Origin of the sequence: Prosthecobacter sp. (assembly GCF_044232965.1) — a bacterium.
Lineage (GTDB): Bacteria > Verrucomicrobiota > Verrucomicrobiia > Verrucomicrobiales > Verrucomicrobiaceae > Prosthecobacter.
Genome location: NZ_JBIIKX010000060.1, coordinates 21848 through 38229 on the forward strand (window position 1 = coordinate 21848; position 16382 = coordinate 38229).

At 61.5% G+C, this 16382-nt stretch carries 10 protein-coding genes; 4 read left to right on the top strand and 6 right to left on the bottom strand.

What is annotated here, in order from left to right:
- Positions 1-75 precede the first annotated feature (75 nt).
- Together ACILSI_RS20370 and ACILSI_RS20375 are read right to left on the bottom strand one after the other, a co-directional pair.
- On the bottom strand, positions 76-1227 hold the full coding sequence (locus ACILSI_RS20370) for a DUF1080 domain-containing protein (RefSeq protein ID WP_395723754.1): 1152 nt from the start codon (positions 1225-1227) through the stop codon (positions 76-78).
- A gap of 49 nt (positions 1228-1276) precedes the next feature.
- Positions 1277-2296 carry a dihydrodipicolinate synthase family protein gene (locus ACILSI_RS20375; protein WP_395723755.1) on the bottom strand — a complete coding sequence of 340 codons (1020 nt, stop codon included), beginning with the start codon at positions 2294-2296 and terminating at the stop codon, positions 1277-1279.
- Positions 2297-2345: 49 nt separating this feature from the next.
- On the opposite strand from ACILSI_RS20375, the gene ACILSI_RS20380 reads away from it, so the two are divergent.
- A complete protein-coding gene (locus ACILSI_RS20380) occupies positions 2346-3626 on the top strand; it encodes an SGNH/GDSL hydrolase family protein (protein WP_395723756.1) in 1281 nt (426 codons plus the stop codon).
- Positions 3627-3712: 86 nt separating this feature from the next.
- The gene (locus tag ACILSI_RS20385) at positions 3713-6931 is read left to right on the top strand and encodes a tetratricopeptide repeat protein (RefSeq protein ID WP_395723757.1); all 3219 of its coding nucleotides are present in this window, start codon (positions 3713-3715) and stop codon (positions 6929-6931) included.
- Positions 6932-6943: 12 nt separating this feature from the next.
- Here ACILSI_RS20385 and ACILSI_RS20390 read toward each other — a convergent pair whose 3' ends face one another.
- Complete coding sequence (locus ACILSI_RS20390) at positions 6944-8302, bottom strand: arylsulfatase (protein WP_395723758.1); 1359 nt, start codon at positions 8300-8302, stop codon at positions 6944-6946.
- Between the two features lie 38 nt (positions 8303-8340).
- Positions 8341-10308: a lipopolysaccharide heptosyltransferase II gene (waaF, locus tag ACILSI_RS20395; RefSeq protein WP_395723759.1), complete on the bottom strand. Its 1968-nt coding sequence runs from the start codon at positions 10306-10308 to the stop codon at positions 8341-8343.
- Between the two features lie 76 nt (positions 10309-10384).
- Between waaF and ACILSI_RS20400 the strand changes: the two genes are divergently transcribed.
- Entirely contained in the window at positions 10385-11710 is a 1326-nt protein-coding gene (locus tag ACILSI_RS20400) for a sulfatase-like hydrolase/transferase (protein ID WP_395723760.1), read from the top strand.
- Between the two features lie 73 nt (positions 11711-11783).
- On the opposite strand, the gene ACILSI_RS20405 is transcribed toward ACILSI_RS20400, so the two are convergent.
- Complete coding sequence (locus ACILSI_RS20405) at positions 11784-12422, bottom strand: response regulator (protein WP_395723761.1); 639 nt, start codon at positions 12420-12422, stop codon at positions 11784-11786.
- A 47-nt stretch (positions 12423-12469) separates the two neighbouring features.
- Positions 12470-14356 (bottom strand): PAS domain S-box protein, encoded by a 1887-nt coding sequence (locus ACILSI_RS20410; protein ID WP_395723762.1) that lies wholly within the window; start codon positions 14354-14356, stop codon positions 12470-12472.
- Between the two features lie 112 nt (positions 14357-14468).
- On the opposite strand from ACILSI_RS20410, the gene ACILSI_RS20415 reads away from it, so the two are divergent.
- Positions 14469-16382 (top strand): PQQ-dependent sugar dehydrogenase (locus ACILSI_RS20415; RefSeq protein WP_395723763.1); only part of this gene is annotated, 1914 nt, incomplete at its 3' end.

Genomic DNA, 16382 nt, shown 5'->3' on the forward strand with positions numbered 1-16382 from the left:
GTGTGCGGAGCCTAGCAAAGCAAACATCACCACAGGCTTTCCATGCGCCGCACAGAGGACTGTGCGGACCACATTTTACTTCTTCTTCGGCTCCCAGTCGTTCGCCTTGATGATGACCTCCAGCTCCTGTCTGGCCGCAGGTTCCTCGGCAAGCATCTTGAACTGCGCCAGATAACGCAGCGCCTTCGCCACCTGCAGAATCTCGCCCTTCTTGGATTCGATCTTGTCCGCAGGCACCGCTTTCATCGCGGCGGCGAAATCGTTCACGGCGGCGAGGGCGAACTCCTTCGCCTCGGCATTCTCCGCGTAGCAGAGGGATTCAAACATGCGGAGCATCTTGGCGTTGCCTTCGAGCTTCGCGGCGTCCTCGCGGATGCCTTTGGCGATCTCGGCACGCTTCGCGGCGGTCGCTTCCTCGCTCATGCGGCTGTACTCACCGCCATCGACGAAGCGTTTCGGCAGCGGGCGATACCAGATGTTGCGGAAGCGCACCGGATTGCCGTGGTCCTGGATTTTGAGCGGGCCTTTTTCAGGGAATGCCTTCGGTTTGGAACGCGCTTTGTGACCGCCGCCGCCTTCGAGCGGCGTGTGGTCCTGCGTCAGCACGCCATTCACGAAAACGGTGATGTAACCAGGATCAACCTCGACGCCGTCTTTGAAGATCGGGCGGCGGAAGACGATGTCGTAGCTCTGCCACTCGCCGGGAGCATTCAGCGGGTTCACCAGCGGCGGATTGATGCCATAAATCGACGATGCGAAGCCGTCCGCATAGGTGGGGTTGTTGTAATTGTCGAGCACCTGCACCTCGACCGCGCCCATGAGAAAGACGCCGCTGTTGCCACGGCCCTGGCTGTTGCCCTCGACCTTGCTCGGCGCGCTCCACTCGATGTGAAGCTGGCAGTCGGCGAATTCTTCCTTGGTGCGGATATAACCGCTGCCGGGCACGCATTGCAGCACGCCATCCTTGACCTCCCACTTCGTCGGTTCGCCGTTTTTGTCGGAGATCCATTTTTCAATCTCCTCCGGTTTGCCGCTGAAGAGCACGACCGCATCAGATGGTGCGGTGGTGGCGGTGCCGGGCTCCACACGCGGTGGCTGCGGCCGGTTCATGTCATGAATCGCCCAAGGATGTGTCGCGTCCGGCGGATCGCCGTAAAACCCGCCCTCGGCGAGCGCGGCGGTGGTGAACATGGCAAAAACGAGGGTTGGCAGATTGGAGCGATTCATGGCGGTGGAGAGGTAAACAGGGTGATCAGAGGAGCAATGGGGATTCTTATCACCTCAACCACTCATCTCGATGTTCGGCGACAAAGGCGTCGTCGTTGAGGTGCGGGTATGCTTGATACACGCGGTCGATCTCGGCTAACTGGCCGGGGCTGAGGGTTTCGTGTTCGTCGAGGCACCACAGGCCCTCCAGGAGACCCTGGCGGCGCAAAACCTCGTGCAAACCGGCGATGCAGCCGCGAAACGCGTTTGCGGCGTCGAAGAAGGCCGCGTTGCTGTCGGTGACTGCCATGCCGAGGCGCAGCAGATCGGGTGTGGCGTCGGCATTCCGGCACTGTTCGAGCAGTTCGACTGCGCGACGCGTCCAGACCGACCAGTGGCCGAGCAATCCGCCGACAATGCGGCGCTCTTGGCCGCCGAAACGAAACGGCGTCACGAAATCGGCCACAATGCTGTCGTCGTTGCCGGTGTAGAGCGTGATGTCATCCCGCCCGGCCTCGATCACAGCACGAACGACATCGAGCGTCTGGTAGCGGTTGAACGGCGCGATCTTGATGGCGACGACGTTGTCGATTTCAGCGAAGCGACGCCAGAACGAGTGCTTCAGCACACGCCCGCCGACGCTGGGTTGGAGGTAAAAGCCGACGACGGGGATGATTTCCGCCACCGCCCGGCAGTGGTCGATCAATTCGTCCTCAGTGGCATCGCGCAGCGCCCCGAGGCTGAGCAAACCGGCGTGGTAGCCGAGTTCGCTGAGCAAGGCGGCCTCGGCGACGGCCTGTTTCGTCGCGCCGCAGATGCCGCCGATGCGCACGAGCGGCTTCGCGGCGCGGTCCATCTCCTCCCGCGCCAGTTCGAGCACCGGCCGGAACAAACCGACCTGCGGATCGCGGATGGCAAACTGCGTGGTGTGAACGCCGACAGCGAGTCCACCGACCTCGGCGGCGATGTAGTAACGCGACAGCGCCCGCTGCCGCTGCTCGTCGAGCTTGCGATTGGCGTCGAGCGCCAGCGGATGCGCGGGGATGGCGAGGCCGCGTTGCAGGTGCGGACGAAAGTCGAAGTTGTTCATGGAAAGTTGCTTCGCATGCTGGCGGAGATTCCTTTCAAACCAACCCTTTATGCTGCGCCATCTTCTAATCTTGCTCTTAGCCGTCACTCTTCACGCTGCCGAGGAGTTTCCGCTCGCGCCCGCTCAGGAATGCCGTCCGCGCAATGGGCTGCCGAACTTCCTGGCGAAGGCGAACACGGCTGGCGCTGAGATCAAAATCGGCTATCTCGGCGGTTCGATCACAGCGCAGAACGGCTGGCGACCAAAGACGCTGGCGCATTTTCAGAAAACCTGGCCGCAGGCGAAGTTCAGCGAGATCAACGCGGCCATCGGCGGCACGGGTTCAGATTTGGGTGTGTTTCGGCTGAAGCAGGATGTGCTGGATCACCAGCCGGACCTCTTGTTTGTCGAATTCGCGGTAAACGATGGCGGCGCGGCACCGGAGCAGATTTTCCGCTGCATGGAGGGCATCGTGCGCCAGACGTGGAAGACGCTGCCGGAGTGCGACATCTGCTTTGTCTATACGCTGACCGAAGCGCTGGCTCCGGCGATGCTGGAAGGCAAGTTCCAGCGCTCGGCGAGCGCAATGGAGAAGATCGCCGATCATTACGGCATCCCGACGATTCACATGGCGATGGAAGTCGCCAAGCTGGCGAAGGAAGGAAAGCTGGCGTGGAAGGCCAAGCTGCCGAAGACGGATGAGGAGAAGAAGGCGCTCGAAGGAAAATTCGTCTTCGCGCCAGACAGCGTGCATCCGCATGTTGAAACCGGTCACGAGTTGTACCTTCAGGCCATTGTGCGCTCGCTGGAGCCGATCAAGGCGGCTTCGAAAACGCCTGCCGCGCATGTTTTAGGCGCGCCGTTCATCGCCACGAACTACGAGCAGGCCAAGCTGCTGCCGATCACGGCCGCGACGCTGTCGAAAGGCTTCGCGCTGCTCGATCCGAAGACGGACGAGTTCGGCAAACGCTGGGCAAACCGCATGACGACGCTGCACAAAGGCGCCAAGCCGGGTGACACGATCACGTTTCAGTTCAAGGGCACGCGTTGCTCGATTTACGACCTCGTAGGACCCGATGGCGGTCAGGTGAGCGTGACGTTGGATGATCAGCCGGTGAAGATCGTGCCGCGTTTTGATGCGTACTGCACCTACCATCGTCTCGCCACGCTCATGATCGGCACGGACCTGGAGGACAAGGTCCACAGCGTGAAGATCGAGATTCATCCCGAGCAGCCGGACAAGGCGAAGATCCTGGCGAAGAACGGCAACAAGATCGACAAGCCGGAGCGCTTTGACGCCACCGCATTTTATCCCGGCGCGATCCTGCTGGTGGGCGACGTGGTGCGGTGAAGGGGTGTTAAGGGGTGTTTAAAGACTGATTCATTATCCAAAGGAGGGAGGGAGTCGCATTATGGTAATTACCAAATGCTTCCCTCATGAGTGTCGATACCACCCGCATCGAACAGCTCTTCCAAGAGTCGCTCAAGCATGCCCATCATCTGGAGCGTCATCGCTTCTTGGCGAAGGCCTGTGGGGACGACGCGGGCCTTTGGAACGCGGTGTGGGATCGTCTGAGGACTCATTTCAGCGCGGGCGCGGGCACCAGTCGCATAAACACCGCCTCGGCGGCCAGTTTGGATGAGGAAAAACCCGGCGATGTGCTGGAAGGCTGCCATCTGCTCCAGATCGTGGGCGAAGGCGTGTCCACGGCGGTGTGGATGGCGGAGCGCGACGCCCAGACGGCCAACTGCGTGGCGGTAAAAATCGTGAACACCCCCGCGAACGAGTTTTTGCTGCGGCATTCGGCGCTGCAGCCTGTGCTCACTTTGCTGGACCATCCGGGCATCGCCAAAATCCATGCCAGCGGCATGACCAAGTGCGGGAAACCCTTCATCATCTCCGAACTGGCCTCCGGCCTGCCGATCACACGTTTTTGCGATGATCAAAAACTGCCGCTGCGGGCGCGGGTGCGTCTGTTTCTCCAAGTGTGCGACGCGGTGCATCACGCGCATCAGAAGGGCGTGGCGCATGGCAGCCTCAAGCCAGGAAACGTGCTGGTGCATTGGAATGGCGAGGGGCAGCCCGCTTTCAAGGTCACGGACTTCGGCTTCGCGCATGCGATGGGAACGATCTTGATCAGTCCGGGGGGCATGCAACGCACACCTGCCGCATATTTGCCGCCGGAGCAGGCGGGCGGAGGCAAGATCAACGCCAAGGGCGACATTCACGCGCTGGGTGCGCTGCTGTTTGAGCTGCTCACGGGGCGGCAGCCCATCACTCTGCCACGCCAGCCGGCGAATCTGGACGACCTGCGACGTATGGTGCGCGATGGGATGCCGGCGTATGCCTCCATCAGTCTCAAGGCTCTCTCCACCTCCCAGGTCACGGGCATCGCGCTGAGTCGTCGGATAGATCCTCTGAAGCTGATGCTGCTGGCAGAGCAGTATTTCGACGGCGTTTTGCTGCGAGCGATGCACAAGCAGCCTCATGCGCGGCATGAAAATGCGCTGGCGCTGGCGGACACGCTGCATCGCTACATGCAGGCCGCCGAGGAAGAGGATGCAGTGGCAGCGCACGCAGGCTCGACGGTGGGGAATTTCGTCAGCCGGAACCGCAGCCTGTTTGCCACCGTAGCCGTGCTGGTGCTGAGCCTGTGCGGGGCTTTGCTGCTGACCGGCTGGTTGCTCGTCCGTGAAAAATCGCCAGAACGCACCGCCAAAGCCCGGCAGAAATCTGAAACGCAGTCCCTGACCGCCAAATTCCTGGAGGAGATGTTTTCCAGCCTGACACCGGAGAACCTGAAGGGCCGCGATACGACGCTGCTCAAGGAGATGCTGGACGGTGCGTCAGGCAAACTGGACACGCTCAGAGATCATCCTGAGGCCGGGGCACGCATGCAGGAAGCCATCGGCCTGACGTATCTGGCGATGTCGGAAAACGCCTCGGCGCAGAAGCAGCTCCACGGTGCGCTGGAAAAGCGCCAGCAGGTGCTTGGCGGCGATCACCCGGACACGCTGCGCTCCATGCGGCAGCTCGCGGTGGTGTTCAAGGAGCAGGGCCGACATGCGGAGGCCGAGTCGCTGCTGCGGCAGACGCTGGAGAAACAGCAGCGCGTGCTTGGGCCGGAGCATCCGGACACGTTTGTCACGATCACCGTGCTGGCCGCCGTGTGTGAGGCCCAGGACCGGCCGTGGGATTCGGAGATGATGCTGATGCAGTTGTGGAAGCTGCAAAAACGAGTGCTCGGACCTGACCACCTCGAAACGCTGGCCACCATTGGCAACGTCGGCGCCTTGCTCAGCCGGCAGGGACGTCATGCGGAGGCCGTCGAAATGCGTCACGAGCATCTGAACGCCGCTCGGCGCGTGCATGGCGCCCGCCATCCGCAAACCGTGGTTTCCATGACGATCACGGCGGAGGCTCATGAGGCCGGTGGCCAGCCCTCAGAGGCTGAGAAGCTCTATGTCGGCGCCATGGAGATCCTCAGGAAGACGCTCGGGCCGGAGCATCCGCACAGTCTGGCGCAGATGGACAAGGTCGCGCGGATGCAGCGCCGCCTTGGGCGGTATGACGAGGCTCTGAAGCTGCAGCATGAGAGCCTGGAGACCAAGCGGCGTGTGTTTGGCGCGCAGCATCCCGAGACCCTGCTGACGATGCGTGGCATGGCCGAGACCTTCGCGGCAGACGGGCAGAAAGCCGCCGCCGAGGCCGTGCAGCTCGAAGTGCTGGAGATCCTGAAAAACCTGCACGGCCCCGCCCACACGGACACGCTGGAGCAGACCGAGACCGTGGCCCAAACCTTCGAGAACCATGGCAAGCACGCGCAGGCGGTGGAACTGCGTCAGCGTGTGCTGGAGATCAACGCGCGTTCCCTGGGCCGCAGCCATCCGCAGACCTTGCAGGCCATGCGGTGCCTGGCGCGCTCCCATGACGCCGCAGGCCAGCGCGCCGAGGCTGAGGCCCTGCACATCGAGGCCCTGGACGCCATGAAGAACACCTACGGGGCCGGTGATCCTGACACCCTGGAGCAAATGCACACGCTGGCCGTCATGCAGCGGCGGCATGAACGACACGCCGAGGCGGAAAAGCTTTGCCGTGAGATGCTGCAGATCCAGCAACGCACGCTCGGAGCCGGTCATCCTGACACACTCCGCACCCTGCACATCCTGGCGGAAATCTTGCAGCAGCAGGGGCGCTTGCCGGACACGGAGAACCTGCTTCTGGACATCTTGAAAAACGAGCGGACTCGCTCAAAACAGGTGCCCCAAAGCCTCGCGGACGCCTCCGCGCATCTGGGACGGTTCTGGCTGCAAACAGGCAAGCTGGCCGACGCTGAAACCCTGCTGCGTGAGTGCCTGGCCCTGTGCCTCAAGCATCAGCCGGATGACTGGCGGCGCTTCAACGTGGAGAGCCTGCTGGGTGGTGCTTTGCTGGCACAGAAAAAGCCGGTTGAGGCGGGTCCGCTGCTGCGCACCGGCCACGACGGCCTACAGCAGCGTCTGAGCACCATTCCCGGCGAGGAACGGCATCACTTGAGGGATGCCATTGAGCGCATGGCGCAGTTTGTCGAAACCACCGAAGGCACCGCAGCAGCCGCGGCATGGAAACGCAAGCTCGTGGAGTTTGACCAGGCCGACCACCTTGCCAGCCGCTGAGCCAGCGGCGTTTTACTTCTTCTTGTTCTTCCCTGGTCGCTTCTGCACCAGCGGCCAGTCAGGATGCTCGGTGCGGGAGGACTTCATGAGCGCTTCGGCCTTGGCAACAAGGTCAGGTTTGCTGGCGGCGATGTCATGGGCCTCGGCTGCATCGGTTTTGAGATCGTACAGCTCGGTGGGCTTCTCCGGCCCCTGGCGGAGGGCTTTCCAGTCGCCAAAACGCACCGCTTGCAGCGAAGCGCCCTCGTGGAGTTCCCAGTAAAAGTGATCGCGCTTCGGCGCGGGGCCGCCCTTGAGGAAGGAGACCAATGAGAAGCCGTCGGTTTTGCATTCGGCGGGAATCGAAGCACCGGCGAGCTCGGCGGCGGTGGGCAGGAAATCCCAGAAGGCCCAGGGTTCGTCGCTCACACGGCCAGCAGGCACCTTGCCGGGCCAGCGGGCGAGCGCCGCCTGCCGCAGCGCACCTTCGTAAAGGCTGCGTTTGAAGCCGCGCAGGCCGTTGGAGGCCTGGTCAAAGAGTTTCCCGACCTCGGACTTCGGGTCAAAGGAGGAGCCGTTGTCGCCCGCGAGCATGACGAGCGTATTGGCATCGAGTTTGAGCTCCTTGAGCAGGGAAAGCAGGCGGCCGACGTCATTGTCGAGACGTGTGACCATGGCGGCGTAGCTTTTCTGCGTCGCGGTCCACGGCTTGTCTTTGTAGATGCCGAGATCGTCGATCTCGAACGTGCCGTGCGGCAGTGTGATGGCGTAGTAGAGGAAGAACGGCTTCTTTTGGTTCGCCCGAACGAACTTCAGCGTCTCATCGGCGATCAAGTTCTGCGCGTACGTTTTGCCGATGCCTTTGCCGGTGTTGCCTGGCAGGTCGAAGCGCTGGTCGTCGTTGTAGAGATACGTCGGGAAGTAGCTATGGGCGTGGCGCTGGCAGTTGTAGCCGAAGAAATGATCGAAGCCCAGCTTCAGCGGGCTGCCCGTCGTGTCGAACATGCCCATGCCCCACTTGCCGCAGCAGGCGGTGGCGTAGCCCGCATCCTTTAAAATTTTCGCCACGGTGATCGTCCCCGCAGGCAGCGGTTTCTGGCCCTCGGGTTGCACCTCGCGGTTGGCGCGGATCGGGCAGTGGCCGGTGTGCAAACCGGTCATCAACACCGAGCGTGACGGCGCGCACACACTCGTGCCGCTGTAGCCCTGTGTGTAGCGCGTGCCTTCCTGCGCCATGCGGTCGAGATTCGGCGTCTGGATGAGCTTCTGGCCGTAGCAGCCCAGATCTCCCTGCGCCAGGTCGTCGCTGAGGATGAAAATGATGTTCGGTTGGTCAGCGGCGAAGGCGGAAATGGCGCAAGCAGCAACGAGAAGGGAGATTCGGCGGATCATGGGCCGAGGAGAACGAACACACGGCAGAGATCTTGAACTCAATTGCCAATGCCCGCCGTTTTCAACACGGCGGCGGCCACTTCAGTAGGCGTGACCTTCGTCATGCAGTCGTAGTGCCCAAACGGGCACTCACGCTCAAAGCACGGGCTGCATGGAACCTTGTGCTGAATCACCGTGTGAAGCTCACCGAGCGGGCCGGTTTCGACGGGGCAGGTCGAGCCGAAGATGCTCACGGTCGGAATGCCAAGCGCGGCAGCGAGGTGCATGGTGCCGGTGTCGTTGGTGAGCAGGAGCTGGCACTGGCGCAGTTTCGCGATGAGCTCGGTGAGACGTGTTTTGCCGACGAGGTTCTCATGTGGCGCTTGGAGCATGGCGGAGAGCTTTTCTCCCATGTCTTTCTCTCCCGGCGCACCGAACAACTGCCAGCGGAACTGCGCATGCCGCGCGGAGATTTGATTCACCACCTCGGCGAAGCGCTCCAGCGGCCAGCGTTTGGCCGGACCATACTCCGCACCAGCGCAAACACCGACGCGGATCGTCCCATCGGTCGAAATCGGAGCTGATCCGGCGTCCCAAAGGCCGGGTTGTTCAATGTCAGCGCCAATGCCTTTGGCGAGGTGCAGGTAGCGATGCGCGTGATGCTGCTTTGCACCGCCCGTGGCAGGTTCATCAATGACTTGATTGAGCAGTTTGACACGGAAGGAGCCCTTGAATCCGACACGGCGTGGAATGCCCGCCAGCCAGATTTCCAGCGTACTGCGCGTGGAGTTCGTGCAAAGCACGGCGGCGTCAAAATGGACGCCGGTGGCCTTGATGCGGCGGGCGACGGCGAACCAGCCTTCCTTGGCCGGTTTGGCGATGTAGCGCGAGACTTCGGGCATCGAGAGCCACAATTCTTCGAGCTTGTCCGGGCCGAGCACGGTGATTTTCAGATCGGGACGGCCGCGTTTGATCGCCCGCACCATCGGGAAGGCCATGCAGGCGTCACCGAGCCAGTTGGGGCTGCGGATGAGCATTTCAAACGGTTGCAGGTGCTCCAAAGCCTCGCCCGTGGGCATCAGCGCACCACGGCGGTAATTTGAGAGCAAGAAATACGGGTCTGGCAGCTTCCAGCGGTTGTGAACCCAAAACCAGGTGGCGGGCTGCTGGCGGATGAGGCGCTCGAGGGCGTGATTGATCGCCACGGTGATGCCGTCGATTGTTGGTTTGGCCTCGGGATTTTGCAGCGGCCCGTCGCACACGAAGCGCCAGCGCGCGGGGCCGTCGTCATAGACCATCATCGGCAGGATCTGCGCCTTGGAGCGCATGGCACAGAGGGCCACGATGTTCGTGGTGGAGGCCAGCCGGTCGAAAAACGGGCACCACAGGCCGTGATAACCGGCATGCTGATCGACGAGAATGCCAAGCATGCCCATCTCACGCACATGGCTGATCGGCCCGTTGAAGCCCTCCTGCCGGTCAAACAGCTTGTAGCCGAGCTTTTCGCGTCGGCGCAGCACCAGCGCGTTCAGATAGGGATTGCGCAGCGGCTGGTAGATACTGGCGGGGTGGTGTCCCTGCACAAAGATGGATGGCACCTGAGTCATGACCTCCCAGCAGCTCGCATGCATGATGGGATGCAGCAGCGGCTTGCCAGCGTCGAATGCCTCCTTCAGATGATGCATGTTCTCGGCTTTCACGCGTGAGGCCACCTCCGCCTCGCTCATCAGCGGCAGCTTGAAACCGCAGAGCAGGTTGGCGAACAGGCTCTTGAAATGCTCGCGGGCGATGGCGCGGCGCTCGGCGGCGCTTTTCTCACGGCCAAAGGCGATGCGTAGGTTGTCGAGCGCGAGCCGGCGATAAGGAATGCCGATGTAATACGCGATAGTGCCGAGAATGCGGCCCAGCCACCAGATGACGATCAACGGCAGCAACTTCAACACACCCTCCACGCACCGAAACAGCGCGTAAATCAACCACTGCCCGGTGCGCTTGGTGAAACTGGCGGATTCCGTGGCGCTGCCCATGGGTTCCTATGCCCCAGCGGTTTCACGCACGCAACCGTTCGTGCGAGATCGCCGCAGAAGCCTGCGTTTGCGAGTCATGCGACTGACCTTGCTTCTGTTGTTTGCCTCATGCCTGCACGTCCTCGCGGCGCGCCCAAATTTCGTGTTCATCATCGCCGACGACCTCGGCTGGGCGGACGTGGCTTTTCATGGCGGGAACGCGCCGACGCCGCATCTCGACCGGCTGGCGAAAGAAGGCGTGGAGCTCACGCAGCACTACGTCGCGCCGGTTTGCAGCCCGACACGGACCGGTTTGATGACGGGCCGCTGCTGGAGCCGTTTCAATGTCACCACACCGCAAAACAACCGCGCTTTGCGCTGGGACACCGTCACTTTGCCGAAAGCGCTGAAAAGCGTCGGTTACGACACCGCGATCACCGGGAAATGGCATCTTGGCTCGAAGTCGGAGTGGGGTCCGAATCATTTCGGCTTCGATCACAGCTACGGCTCGCTCGCAGGCGGTGTGGGGCCGTGGGATCATCGCTACAAAGAAGGCCCGTTCTCGGAGACTTGGCATCGCAATGAGAAGCTGCTCACGGAAACCGGCCATGTGACCGATTTGATCACGCAGGAGGCCTGCGCGTGGCTGGCACATCGGAAAGACGAGCCGTTCTTCCTTTATGTGCCATTCACAGCTGTGCATCTGCCGGTCAAGGAGCCGCAGGAGTGGCTGGCGCAGGTGCCAGCGGGCATCACCGGCGATCTGCCGCGCCACTACGCCGCCTGCGTCATGCATCTCGACGACGCGGTCGGAAAAATCATCGCCACACTCGAAAAGACCGGCCAGCGCGAGAACACGCTGCTCATTTTCACCAGCGACAACGGCGGTAGCAACGCGGAGAACAACGGCCAGACCTATCCGGCAGACGATTATCCCGCCGGACCGCTGCCTGGTAACAACAAACCTCTGCGCAATGAGAAAGGCAGTGTTTACGAAGGCGGAACGCGGGTGCCGTGCATCTTAAACTGGCCTGGAAAGCTCAAGGCTGGCAAACATGACGCGCCGGTACAGATCATCGACTGGATGCCGACTTTTTGTGCCCTCGCTGGTTCTACACCGAAGCAGGATTTGAAATGGGATGGTGTGAATCTCTGGCCGCAGCTTGCCGAAGGTGTGAAACCGCCAGTGAGGTCGATTTACACCGTGGCGCCTGGATTCAAGTCGCGCTCCTTCCGCGTGGGCGATTTCAAACTGGTGCTGCACACCAAAAACAACGCTGAGAAGACCGAGCTGTACGACATCGCCCGCGATCCGAACGAAACCAAGAATCTCGCGGTGGAACTGCCCGCGAAAGTGGCCGAGTTGCAGGCTGCGCTCACTGTTTACGCCAAGGCAGACAAGGACGCTGTGGCGAACGATTGACGCCTCCTGCCAAAACAAAACGGGCGGCATGTCTGCCGCCCGTCGTGGGTTGAATGGGATCAAACGCGGAGGCCTATTTCTCCACCCAGCGAACGGCTTCCATGAGCAGTTCGCGTGCGGAGGCGAGACCGAGTTTCTGGCGGATGTTGGCCTTGTGGGCATCGACGGTCTTGGCGCTGAGGCTGAGTTTCTCCGCGATGTTGTGGGAGTCGAAGCCACGGCCGACCATCTCAAAGATTTCGAGCTGACGGTCGCTGAGCATGCGCGCAGGCTCGCCACGGGAGCCGCCACGAGGGCCACCACCGGAGACGATGCTGCCGAGCAGCGAAGCGCTGAAGAAGAATGAACCAGCGGCCACCTGACGGAGGCCTTGCAGCACACGGGTGCTCGGCTCGCCCTTCATCACATAACCCATGGCACCGGCACGGAGGCAGCGCTCGGCGTAAACGTTCTCATCGTGCATGGAATACACGAGGATCTGCATTTCCGGATGGCTGGCCTTGAGCTTTTTGATGAGGTCCACGCCACTGCGGTCCTTCAGGGTGATGTCGAGCACCACCACGTCCGGTTTGAGTTTGGCGATCTGCTGGATGGCGGTGTTGGCGTCTTCAGCACTGCCGATGACCTGCATGTCTTCCTGCTGGTCGATTAGTTTCTTAAGCCCTTCGATAACGATAGGGTGGTCGTCGAGTATATAGATTTTGCTTTTCACGGTGGACTTAGCAGACTCATTTTGAAAACAATGTCAAGCTGACGTTCTTAAGAATGTTTGAGCGGAAATTGACAAATCAGGCGCACTCCGCGCCCTTTGTGGGTCAGGACTTTCAAATCACCGCTGATGAGATGGGCGCGGTGCTCCATCACTCGCAAACCGATGCCTTCGCTCTGCTCCGGCACTTTTCCGCCGGGGAATCCGCGTCCATTATCGCGTATCTCCAACAGGCCTTCCGTAGGGGATTTGCGCCTCAGGCTGAGATGGATTTTTCCGGCACCACCGTGTCGGATGGCGTTGTTCACCGCCTCCTGGGCGATGCGGAAGAGATGAATCTCCGCCTCCTGGCCGACCACGGGCACGGGATCCTCGATATGGCAGACACACTCGCGGCGGAAATTTTCTCGCACCGTCTCGGCGATGAGCATCAATCCGCCGGCCAAGCCACGGTTCTTCACCGCCGCAGGCGAGAGTCCGTGTGACAGGCGTCGCGTCTCCGCAGTGGCGGTTTTCACCAGTTCATAAATGCGCCGCGCGTCCTTATGTTCCTCCCCGCTCAGACGTTCCATCAGTGCCTCCACCAGGGAGCAGATACCGGTGAGGGTCTGCCCCACTCCGTCATGCAAGTCGTGGCCGATGCGAATGTGCTCCTGCTCCGCCACACGGATGACCTCCGCCTCCAGCTTGCGCTGCTCCGTGATGTCCACGCCAGTGGTGATGATGAAATCCACGCCGCCTTCAGGCTTTTTCACCGCCGTGTGCTCGGTCGCGACGTGGCGCTTCTCTCCACTTCGTGTGTTCATGGCGAGGGTGAGGCTCATGCGGCCCGTCCCGCTCGCCAGCGCCTCGATGCGGCGTTTGGAGGCCTCTACCTCACCAGGACTGAGCACCGGGTGATCCCACACCTTGCTGCCCTGGACTTCCTTTTGCTTGTAGCCGAACAGCTTCTCCGTCGCCGTGTTCACCCGCAGGACCGTGCCATCCGGTGCCAGCAGTCCGATGCAGACCGGCGCGTGATCGACAAGCACCTTGTTCAGGTCGGCCTCGCGCTTCATCTCCTGCAGTTCCCGCTGGCGCTCGGTGATGTCCAAAAGAATGAGCATGCCCTGCTGAAAGCCGCCCTTTTCATCCCGCAGACAGGCGGGCGCGGCCATGACGTGGACTTTTTCGCCGTTTTGACGCTCCAGGACCGAATCCAGGCTGTGGGAAGGTTTGAGCCCGTTTTTCATGGTGCGTAGCAGCCGGTGCATCTCGGTGCGGTTGCCCGCGAGAGTCAGATCCAGCACACTGAGGCGCAGCAGAGCCTTCTTATCGTAACCAAGCATGCGACAGGCCGCCGGATTGGCGTCAACGATGTGGAATTTTGCGTCAAACACCAGCACGCCGGCCGCGTTGCTTTGAAACAGGCTGTGGCAGCGCGCCTCCGTCTCCCGCAGCGCCCGTTCGGTCTCCACCAGCGGCGTGGTGATGATCGCCATGCCCGCCTCGGAGATGACGCGGCCTTTGGCATCGCGCTCAAACGGCCGCATGTGAGCCAGAATCCACTCGTGGCCGCCTTTCTTGCGCAGCACCCGCACCCGCATGGTCCGCACCTCGTCGCTGCCGCTCTCCATCACCAATCGGTGCGCCTCTTTGAACTCTGCCAGATCATCCGGGTGGATGATGCTGAACCAGCCGCCCTTGCGCTTCTCGATCTCGCCCGCCTTGTAGCCATAGAGGCCGGACACATGCTCCTGTCCCAGTACAAACTCCTGTTTGCTGTAATCGTAGAGGTAAAAGGCTTGCTGAGGTGTTTTCAACAGAAGACGGGCCAGCTTTTCCAGCCGCACGGCCTTCTCCTCTAGTTCACGCAACTCCTCCAGGCTCATGCCCAGCGAGGCCTTGGATGGCTCTTTCGCCTTGGGTTTCGGGGTGGGTCGCTTCGTCCGCTTCATGGGTGAAATTTCCTGCCGGCAGAGAAAAGCCGACAACGCCTCCACAAGCCAGCCCGATTTTACAACTCATCTGCTTCAGACAGGCTTCCGCCACAAGCCGCGTTCTTTGCGCATGTCTCGTCTCCTGATTTTTTTCCTGATCCCCTTCACCGCACTCGCCCAGCTCGCGAACCGTCCTCCCGCGCCGCTGTGGTTGTCCTCGGCGGAGGCAATCACGTTTTCCAAGGAGGTGAAGCACGAAGGCAAGCTGCTGAAAGCTGTGCTGCTGACCGCCGGCGATGCGGACATGGAAATTTCGGTCGATGGGAAGCTCGTGGCCAAGGTGAAAGCCGCCGAAGCCGCGACCGGCACGGATCTCACAAAGCAGCTCGGCGATGGTCAGTCGCATCAAATCGGCCTGCGTGTGAGTGCGAAGGCCAAAACCGCTGCCTTGCTCGAACTCAACGGCGACCTCGCCGCCGTGCGCTGGATCGTGACGGATGAAACGTGGAAAAACGCGCATGTGCTTGGCTCCACCGACGCCGATCCGGCCACAAATCCCTTCGATTTGAAAAAAGCCTTCGATGCCTACAACTCCTGGCAGCTCGCCAAGCCCGGTGCGCAGAACCAAGCCACCGATCCTTCCACGCTCACGCTGCCTCCCGGCTTCAAAGCCGAGTTGATCCGCTCCGCGCAGCCGGGTGAGGACTCGTGGGTTTCGATGGCCTTCGATCCGCAGGGCCGCATCACGCTCGGCAAAGAAAAGAAAGGCCTGCTGCGCCTCACGCTCAGCGGCAGCGGCGATCAGAAGATCGAAACGATTGACGACGAGCTGCTGGAGTGTCGCGGGCTGCTTTACGCGCACGGTTCGCTGTTCGCGAACGCCAACAACACCAAGGCGCTCTTTCGCCTGACCGACAAAGATGGCGATGGTGTGTTTGAAGAACGCCAAGAACTCGTGCGCAGCGGTGGCGGCGTCGGCCATGGCCGCAACCACATCAAACTCGGTCCTGATGGCGACATCTACGTCGCGCATGGCAACAACGTCCTGCTGCCGGAGAACATCGCGCCCGATTCACCGCTCAAAAACTACGCCAACGACCAACTCATCCCGAATCCGTGGGACGGCAGCATGTTCGACGGCAACGTCGAGCTTCCCGCCGGCCACATCCTGCGCGTGAAGCCTGATGGCAGCCAAGTCACGCTGCTCGCCGGCGGCTTGCGCAACCCGCTCGACATCGCCTTCAACTCACGCGGTGATCTGTTCACCTTCGACGCCGACATGGAGCGCGATGTCGGCACGCCGTGGTACATGCCCACGCGTGTCCTGCACGTCGTTCCGGGCGCTGATTTCGGCTGGCGTCGCGGCACGGGGCGTTTCCCAGCGTGGTATGCGGACACGCTGCCGAGTGTCATCGACATCGGGCTGTCATCACCGACCGGGATTTACTTCGGTTATGGCTCCGACTTCCCGCAGAAGTATCGCGACGCGCTCTACATTTTGGATTGGAGCTACGGACGGATCATCGCCGTGCATATGAGCAAGAGCGGCGTGACCTACACGGCGGAACAGGAAGACTTCGTGACTGGAAGACCGCTCAACGTCACTGACGGCTGTATCGGCCCGGATGGCGCGATGTGGTTCACCACGGGAGGTCGTGGCACGCAGAGCGGGCTGTATCGGGTGACACATGCGCCACTCACCCCAAACCTCTCCCCGCAACCAGTTCAAGACCTCAACACATCTTCATCGGGGCGAGGGGGCCAGATCTCTCCCACTCCCCGCCCAGGGGATGAAAAGCAGCATGATTCAATTCGGAGAGAGGGACCAGGCAAACGTTTCGAACAACATGTCGAACGCCTGAAGCTCGAAGACCGTCCTGTGGCCGGCTGGCGTGAAAAAGCCATTCAATCCGGCCAGATGCACGAACTGCTCGCACTCGCCCGAGTCGGAGAAAAAGCCGATCTGGAGCCGATTCTCGACGCGGTGATGAAATCTGCCCCCAAACCGACGCTGGATGCTCTCCGTGTCATCTCCGTCGCGATC

Coding starts and splice junctions, on each gene's coding strand:
- ACILSI_RS20370 (WP_395723754.1), bottom strand. CDS start 1,227: ATGAATCGCTCCAATCTGCCAACCCTCGTTTTTGCCATGTTCACCACC.
- ACILSI_RS20375 (WP_395723755.1), bottom strand. CDS start 2,296: ATGAACAACTTCGACTTTCGTCCGCACCTGCAACGCGGCCTCGCCATC.
- ACILSI_RS20380 (WP_395723756.1), top strand. CDS start 2,346: ATGCTGCGCCATCTTCTAATCTTGCTCTTAGCCGTCACTCTTCACGCT.
- ACILSI_RS20385 (WP_395723757.1), top strand. CDS start 3,713: ATGAGTGTCGATACCACCCGCATCGAACAGCTCTTCCAAGAGTCGCTC.
- ACILSI_RS20390 (WP_395723758.1), bottom strand. CDS start 8,302: ATGATCCGCCGAATCTCCCTTCTCGTTGCTGCTTGCGCCATTTCCGCC.
- waaF (WP_395723759.1), bottom strand. CDS start 10,308: ATGGGCAGCGCCACGGAATCCGCCAGTTTCACCAAGCGCACCGGGCAG.
- ACILSI_RS20400 (WP_395723760.1), top strand. CDS start 10,385: ATGCGACTGACCTTGCTTCTGTTGTTTGCCTCATGCCTGCACGTCCTC.
- ACILSI_RS20410 (WP_395723762.1), bottom strand. CDS start 14,356: ATGAAGCGGACGAAGCGACCCACCCCGAAACCCAAGGCGAAAGAGCCA.